Annotated in this window: 5 rRNA genes (1 of these 5 only partly in view); all 5 read right to left on the reverse strand. The window is 50.6% G+C overall.

Features of this window, described 5'->3' with window-relative positions:
* Positions 1-38 precede the first annotated feature (38 nt).
* Positions 39-154, reverse strand: a 5S ribosomal RNA gene (gene rrf, locus AB3G35_RS00005).
* 147 nt (positions 155-301) lie between these two features.
* Positions 302-3,195, reverse strand: a 23S ribosomal RNA gene (locus tag AB3G35_RS00010).
* 312 nt (positions 3,196-3,507) lie between these two features.
* A 16S ribosomal RNA gene (locus AB3G35_RS00015) occupies positions 3,508-5,044 on the reverse strand.
* A 480-nt stretch (positions 5,045-5,524) separates the two neighbouring features.
* Positions 5,525-5,640, reverse strand: a 5S ribosomal RNA gene (gene rrf, locus AB3G35_RS00020).
* 153 nt (positions 5,641-5,793) lie between these two features.
* Positions 5,794-7,500, reverse strand: a 23S ribosomal RNA gene (locus AB3G35_RS00025); it runs 1,187 nt beyond the window's last position.
* The 16S, 23S and 5S rRNA genes sit together here, the layout of an rRNA operon.

Genomic DNA, 7,500 nt, shown 5'->3' on the forward strand with positions numbered 1-7,500 from the left:
CCCTGTCTGCGTTAGCAGACAGGGGGTTTGGAATTTAATCTTGACGATGACCTACTCTCACATGGGGAAACCCCACACTACCATCGGCGATGCATCGTTTCACTACTGAGTTCGGGATGGGATCAGGTGGTTCCAATGCTCTATGGTCGTCAAGAAATTCGGTAGCCAGGTCGTTTGCCTTGCGGCGCACGCTCCAGCGAATGGGTATGTAATAGATTTGGTGTTTTGTGAACCGCAAACTTTCGGTTTGTATCGTCTTCACACACCGCAACTTGCTCTAAGCAAATTGCTTGGGTGTTATATGGTCAAGCCTCACGGGCAATTAGTATTGGTTAGCTCAACGCCTCACAGCGCTTACACACCCAACCTATCAACGTCGTAGTCTTCGACGGCCCTTTAGGGAACTCAAGGTTCCAGTGAGATCTCATCTTGAGGCAAGTTTCCCGCTTAGATGCTTTCAGCGGTTATCTTTCCCGAACATAGCTACCCGGCAATGCCACTGGCGTGACAACCGGAACACCAGAGGTTCGTCCACTCCGGTCCTCTCGTACTAGGAGCAGCCCCTCTCAAATCTCAAACGTCCACGGCAGATAGGGACCGAACTGTCTCACGACGTTCTAAACCCAGCTCGCGTACCACTTTAAATGGCGAACAGCCATACCCTTGGGACCGGCTTCAGCCCCAGGATGTGATGAGCCGACATCGAGGTGCCAAACACCGCCGTCGATATGAACTCTTGGGCGGTATCAGCCTGTTATCCCCGGAGTACCTTTTATCCGTTGAGCGATGGCCCTTCCATACAGAACCACCGGATCACTAAGACCTACTTTCGTACCTGCTCGACGTGTCTGTCTCGCAGTCAAGCGCGCTTTTGCCTTTATACTCTACGACCGATTTCCGACCGGTCTGAGCGCACCTTCGTACTCCTCCGTTACTCTTTAGGAGGAGACCGCCCCAGTCAAACTACCCACCATACACTGTCCTCGATCCGGATAACGGACCTGAGTTAGAACCTCAAAGTTGCCAGGGTGGTATTTCAAGGTTGGCTCCACGCAAACTGGCGTTCACGCTTCAAAGCCTCCCACCTATCCTACACAAGCAAATTCAAAGTCCAGTGCAAAGCTATAGTAAAGGTTCACGGGGTCTTTCCGTCTAGCCGCGGATACACTGCATCTTCACAGCGATTTCAATTTCACTGAGTCTCGGGTGGAGACAGCGCCGCCATCGTTACGCCATTCGTGCAGGTCGGAACTTACCCGACAAGGAATTTCGCTACCTTAGGACCGTTATAGTTACGGCCGCCGTTTACCGGGGCTTCGATCAAGAGCTTCGCGTTAGCTAACCCCATCAATTAACCTTCCGGCACCGGGCAGGCGTCACACCCTATACGTCCACTTTCGTGTTTGCAGAGTGCTGTGTTTTTAATAAACAGTCGCAGCGGCCTGGTATCTTCGACCGACAGGGGCTTACGCAGTAAATGCTTCACCTCCATCGGCGCACCTTCTCCCGAAGTTACGGTGCCATTTTGCCTAGTTCCTTCACCCGAGTTCTCTCAAGCGCCTTGGTATTCTCTACCCAACCACCTGTGTCGGTTTGGGGTACGGTTCCTGGTTACCTGAAGCTTAGAAGCTTTTCTTGGAAGCATGGCATCAACCACTTCGTGTTCTAAAAGAACACTCGTCATCAGCTCTCGGCCTTAGAATCCCGGATTTACCTAAGATTCCAGCCTACCACCTTAAACTTGGACAACCAACGCCAAGCTGGCCTAGCCTTCTCCGTCCCTCCATCGCAATAACCAGAAGTACAGGAATATTAACCTGTTTTCCATCGACTACGCTTTTCAGCCTCGCCTTAGGGACCGACTAACCCTGCGTCGATTAACGTTGCGCAGGAAACCTTGGTCTTTCGGCGTGGGTGTTTTTCACACCCATTATCGTTACTCATGTCAGCATTCGCACTTCTGATACCTCCAGCAAGCTTCTCAACTCACCTTCACAGGCTTACAGAACGCTCCTCTACCGCATCACCCTAAGGTGATACCCGTAGCTTCGGTGTATGGTTTGAGCCCCGTTAAATCTTCCGCGCAGGCCGACTCGACTAGTGAGCTATTACGCTTTCTTTAAAGGGTGGCTGCTTCTAAGCCAACCTCCTAGCTGTCTAAGCCTTCCCACATCGTTTCCCACTTAACCATAACTTTGGGACCTTAGCTGACGGTCTGGGTTGTTTCCCTTTTCACGACGGACGTTAGCACCCGCCGTGTGTCTCCCATGCTCGGCACTTGTAGGTATTCGGAGTTTGCATCGGTTTGGTAAGTCGGGATGACCCCCTAGCCGAAACAGTGCTCTACCCCCTACAGTGATACATGAGGCGCTACCTAAATAGCTTTCGAGGAGAACCAGCTATCTCCGAGCTTGATTAGCCTTTCACTCCGATCCACAGGTCATCCGCTAACTTTTCAACGGTAGTCGGTTCGGTCCTCCAGTTAGTGTTACCCAACCTTCAACCTGCCCATGGATAGATCGCCCGGTTTCGGGTCTATTCCCAGCGACTAGACGCCCTATTAAGACTCGCTTTCGCTACGCCTCCCCTATTCGGTTAAGCTTGCCACTGAAAATAAGTCGCTGACCCATTATACAAAAGGTACGCAGTCACCCAACAAAGTGGGCTCCCACTGCTTGTACGCATACGGTTTCAGGATCTATTTCACTCCCCTCTCCGGGGTTCTTTTCGCCTTTCCCTCACGGTACTAGTTCACTATCGGTCAGTCAGTAGTATTTAGCCTTGGAGGATGGTCCCCCCATATTCAGACAAAGTTTCTCGTGCTCCGTCCTACTCGATTTCACTGCAAAGATGTTTTCGCGTACAGGGCTATCACCCACTATGGCCGCACTTTCCAGAGCGTTCCGCTAACATCAATACAGCTTAAGGGCTGGTCCCCGTTCGCTCGCCACTACTAAGGGAATCTCGGTTGATTTCTTTTCCTCAGGGTACTTAGATGTTTCAGTTCCCCTGGTTCGCTTCTTAAGCCTATGTATTCAGCTTAAGATACCTAACTTATGTTAGGTGGGTTCCCCCATTCAGACATCTCCGGATCAAAGTCTGTTTGCCGACTCCCCGAAGCTTTTCGCAGGCTACCACGTCTTTCATCGCCTCTGACTGCCAAGGCATCCACCGTATGCGCTTCTTCACTTGACCATATAACCCCAAGCAATCTGGTTATACTATGAAGACGACATTCGCCGAAAATTTGCTTTCAATCACAAATTTTACCTTAGCCTGAATAAACACCAGTGAAAGTGTTATCCAGTCTAACTTTCTATTACATACCCAAATTTTTAAAGAACGATCTAATCAAAAGATCAGAAATCAACATTCACCACCATCTGATGGAATGCTCATTTCTAAGCTTTACGACAGATAAACCGCAGATCAACTCTGCAGTTCTCGTCTTCTACAATGAATCAAGCAATTCGTGTGGGAACTTATGGAGCAGCTGATGTCGTCGATTAAGGAGGTGATCCAGCCGCAGGTTCCCCTACGGCTACCTTGTTACGACTTCACCCCAGTCATGAATCACACCGTGGTAACCGTCCTCCCGAAGGTTAGACTAGCTACTTCTGGTGCAACCCACTCCCATGGTGTGACGGGCGGTGTGTACAAGGCCCGGGAACGTATTCACCGTGACATTCTGATTCACGATTACTAGCGATTCCGACTTCACGCAGTCGAGTTGCAGACTGCGATCCGGACTACGATCGGTTTTATGGGATTAGCTCCACCTCGCGGCTTGGCAACCCTTTGTACCGACCATTGTAGCACGTGTGTAGCCCAGGCCGTAAGGGCCATGATGACTTGACGTCATCCCCACCTTCCTCCGGTTTGTCACCGGCAGTCTCCTTAGAGTGCCCACCATTACGTGCTGGTAACTAAGGACAAGGGTTGCGCTCGTTACGGGACTTAACCCAACATCTCACGACACGAGCTGACGACAGCCATGCAGCACCTGTCTCAATGTTCCCGAAGGCACCAATCTATCTCTAGAAAGTTCATTGGATGTCAAGGCCTGGTAAGGTTCTTCGCGTTGCTTCGAATTAAACCACATGCTCCACCGCTTGTGCGGGCCCCCGTCAATTCATTTGAGTTTTAACCTTGCGGCCGTACTCCCCAGGCGGTCAACTTAATGCGTTAGCTGCGCCACTAAGAGTTCAAGACTCCCAACGGCTAGTTGACATCGTTTACGGCGTGGACTACCAGGGTATCTAATCCTGTTTGCTCCCCACGCTTTCGCACCTCAGTGTCAGTATCAGTCCAGGTAGTCGCCTTCGCCACTGGTGTTCCTTCCTATATCTACGCATTTCACCGCTACACAGGAAATTCCACTACCCTCTACCATACTCTAGCTTGCCAGTTTTGGATGCAGTTCCCAGGTTGAGCCCGGGGATTTCACATTCAACTTAACAAACCACCTACGCGCGCTTTACGCCCAGTAATTCCGATTAACGCTTGCACCCTCTGTATTACCGCGGCTGCTGGCACAGAGTTAGCCGGTGCTTATTCTGTCGGTAACGTCAAGACACTAACGTATTAGGTTAACGCCCTTCCTCCCAACTTAAAGTGCTTTACAATCCGAAGACCTTCTTCACACACGCGGCATGGCTGGATCAGGCTTTCGCCCATTGTCCAATATTCCCCACTGCTGCCTCCCGTAGGAGTCTGGACCGTGTCTCAGTTCCAGTGTGACTGATCATCCTCTCAGACCAGTTACGGATCGTAGCCTTGGTGAGCCATTACCTCACCAACTAGCTAATCCGACCTAGGCTCATCTGATAGCGCAAGGCCCGAAGGTCCCCTGCTTTCTCCCGTAGGACGTATGCGGTATTAGCGTCCGTTTCCGAACGTTATCCCCCACTATCAGGCAGATTCCTAGGTATTACTCACCCGTCCGCCGCTCTCAAGAGAAGCAAGCTTCTCTCTACCGCTCGACTTGCATGTGTTAGGCCTGCCGCCAGCGTTCAATCTGAGCCATGATCAAACTCTTCAGTTCAAACATCTTTGGGTTTTTAAGAAACCCTAAACTTGGCTCAGCAATCGTTGGTTACATCTTTGATTTCTCGCGGAGTAACTTGTGATGCTGATAATCTTGTTGACTATCAGTCTGACTCCACAAGCACCCACACGAATTGCTTGATTCAGTTGTTAAAGAGCGGTTGGTCAGCTTTCGCTGTACCGAGGCGCGCATTATACAGCAGCCTCTGTTGCTGTCAAGCGGTTATTTTTGATGTTTTCAAAGTTTTGCTTAGAGAACTTCAACAACATCAACCACTTGCGCTTTCGATATCTCGTTAGCGGGAGGCGAATTCTACAGTGTTACACACTGCTGTCAACGCTTTATTTCCTGCTACGTTCAATCTATTGGTTAGCCAGGCAAATGGCCTGATTAACCGTACAAGCTTTTTACAAAGCTTGTACTTATATAAAAACAAAAACCCTGTCTGCGTGAGCAGACAGGGTTTTTGGAATTTAATCTTGACGATGACCTACTCTCACATGGGGAAACCCCACACTACCATCGGCGATGCATCGTTTCACTACTGAGTTCGGGATGGGATCAGGTGGTTCCAATGCTCTATGGTCGTCAAGAAATTCGGTAGCCAGGTCGTTTGCCTTACGGCTCACGCTCCAGCGAATGGGTATGTAATAGAACCTGGTGTTTTGTGAACCGCAAACTTTCGGTTTGTATCGTCTTCACACACCGCAATCTGGTCTCTTCGACTCAAATTGCTTGGGTGTTATATGGTCAAGCCTCACGGGCAATTAGTATTGGTTAGCTCAACGCCTCACAGCGCTTACACACCCAACCTATCAACGTCGTAGTCTTCGACGGCCCTTTAGGGAACTCAAGGTTCCAGTGAGATCTCATCTTGAGGCAAGTTTCCCGCTTAGATGCTTTCAGCGGTTATCTTTCCCGAACATAGCTACCCGGCAATGCCACTGGCGTGACAACCGGAACACCAGAGGTTCGTCCACTCCGGTCCTCTCGTACTAGGAGCAGCCCCTCTCAAATCTCAAACGTCCACGGCAGATAGGGACCGAACTGTCTCACGACGTTCTAAACCCAGCTCGCGTACCACTTTAAATGGCGAACAGCCATACCCTTGGGACCGGCTTCAGCCCCAGGATGTGATGAGCCGACATCGAGGTGCCAAACACCGCCGTCGATATGAACTCTTGGGCGGTATCAGCCTGTTATCCCCGGAGTACCTTTTATCCGTTGAGCGATGGCCCTTCCATACAGAACCACCGGATCACTAAGACCTACTTTCGTACCTGCTCGACGTGTCTGTCTCGCAGTCAAGCGCGCTTTTGCCTTTATACTCTACGACCGATTTCCGACCGGTCTGAGCGCACCTTCGTACTCCTCCGTTACTCTTTAGGAGGAGACCGCCCCAGTCAAACTACCCACCATACACTGTCCTCGATCCGGATAACGGACCTGAGTTAGAACCTCAAAGTTGCCAGGGTGGTATTTCAAGGTTGGCTCCACGCAAACTGGCGTTCACGCTTCAAAGCCTCCCACCTATCCTACACAAGCAAATTCAAAGTCCAGTGCAAAGCTATAGTAAAGGTTCACGGGGTCTTTCCGTCTAGCCGCGGATACACTGCATCTTCACAGCGATTTCAATTTCACTGAGTCTCGGGTGGAGACAGCGCCGCCATCGTTACGCCATTCGTGCAGGTCGGAACTTACCCGACAAGGAATTTCGCTACCTTAGGACCGTTATAGTTACGGCCGCCGTTTACCGGGGCTTCGATCAAGAGCTTCGCGTTAGCTAACCCCATCAATTAACCTTCCGGCACCGGGCAGGCGTCACACCCTATACGTCCACTTTCGTGTTTGCAGAGTGCTGTGTTTTTAATAAACAGTCGCAGCGGCCTGGTATCTTCGACCGACAGGGGCTTACGCAGTAAATGCTTCACCTCCATCGGCGCACCTTCTCCCGAAGTTACGGTGCCATTTTGCCTAGTTCCTTCACCCGAGTTCTCTCAAGCGCCTTGGTATTCTCTACCCAACCACCTGTGTCGGTTTGGGGTACGGTTCCTGGTTACCTGAAGCTTAGAAGCTTTTCTTGGAAGCATGGCATCAACCACTTCGTGTTCTAAAAGAACACTCGTCATCAGCTCTCGGCCTTAGAATCCCGGATTTACCTAAGATTCCAGCCTACCACCTTAAACTTGGACAACCAACGCCAAGCTGGCCTAGCCTTCTCCGTCCCTCCATCGCAATAACCAGAAGTACAGGAATATTAACCTGTTTTCCATCGACTACGCTTTTCAGCCTCGCCTTAGGGACCGACTAACCCTGCGTCGATTAACGTTGCGCAGGAAACCTTGGTCTTTCGGCGTGGGTGTTTTTCACACCCATTATCGTTACTCATGTCAGCATTCGCACTTCTGATACCTCCAGCAAGCTTCTCAACTCACCTTCACAGGCTTACAGAA

The sequence above is a fragment of the Pseudomonas sp. WC2401 genome (assembly GCF_041200115.1).
Classification (GTDB): Bacteria; Pseudomonadota; Gammaproteobacteria; order Pseudomonadales; family Pseudomonadaceae; genus Aquipseudomonas; species Aquipseudomonas fragi.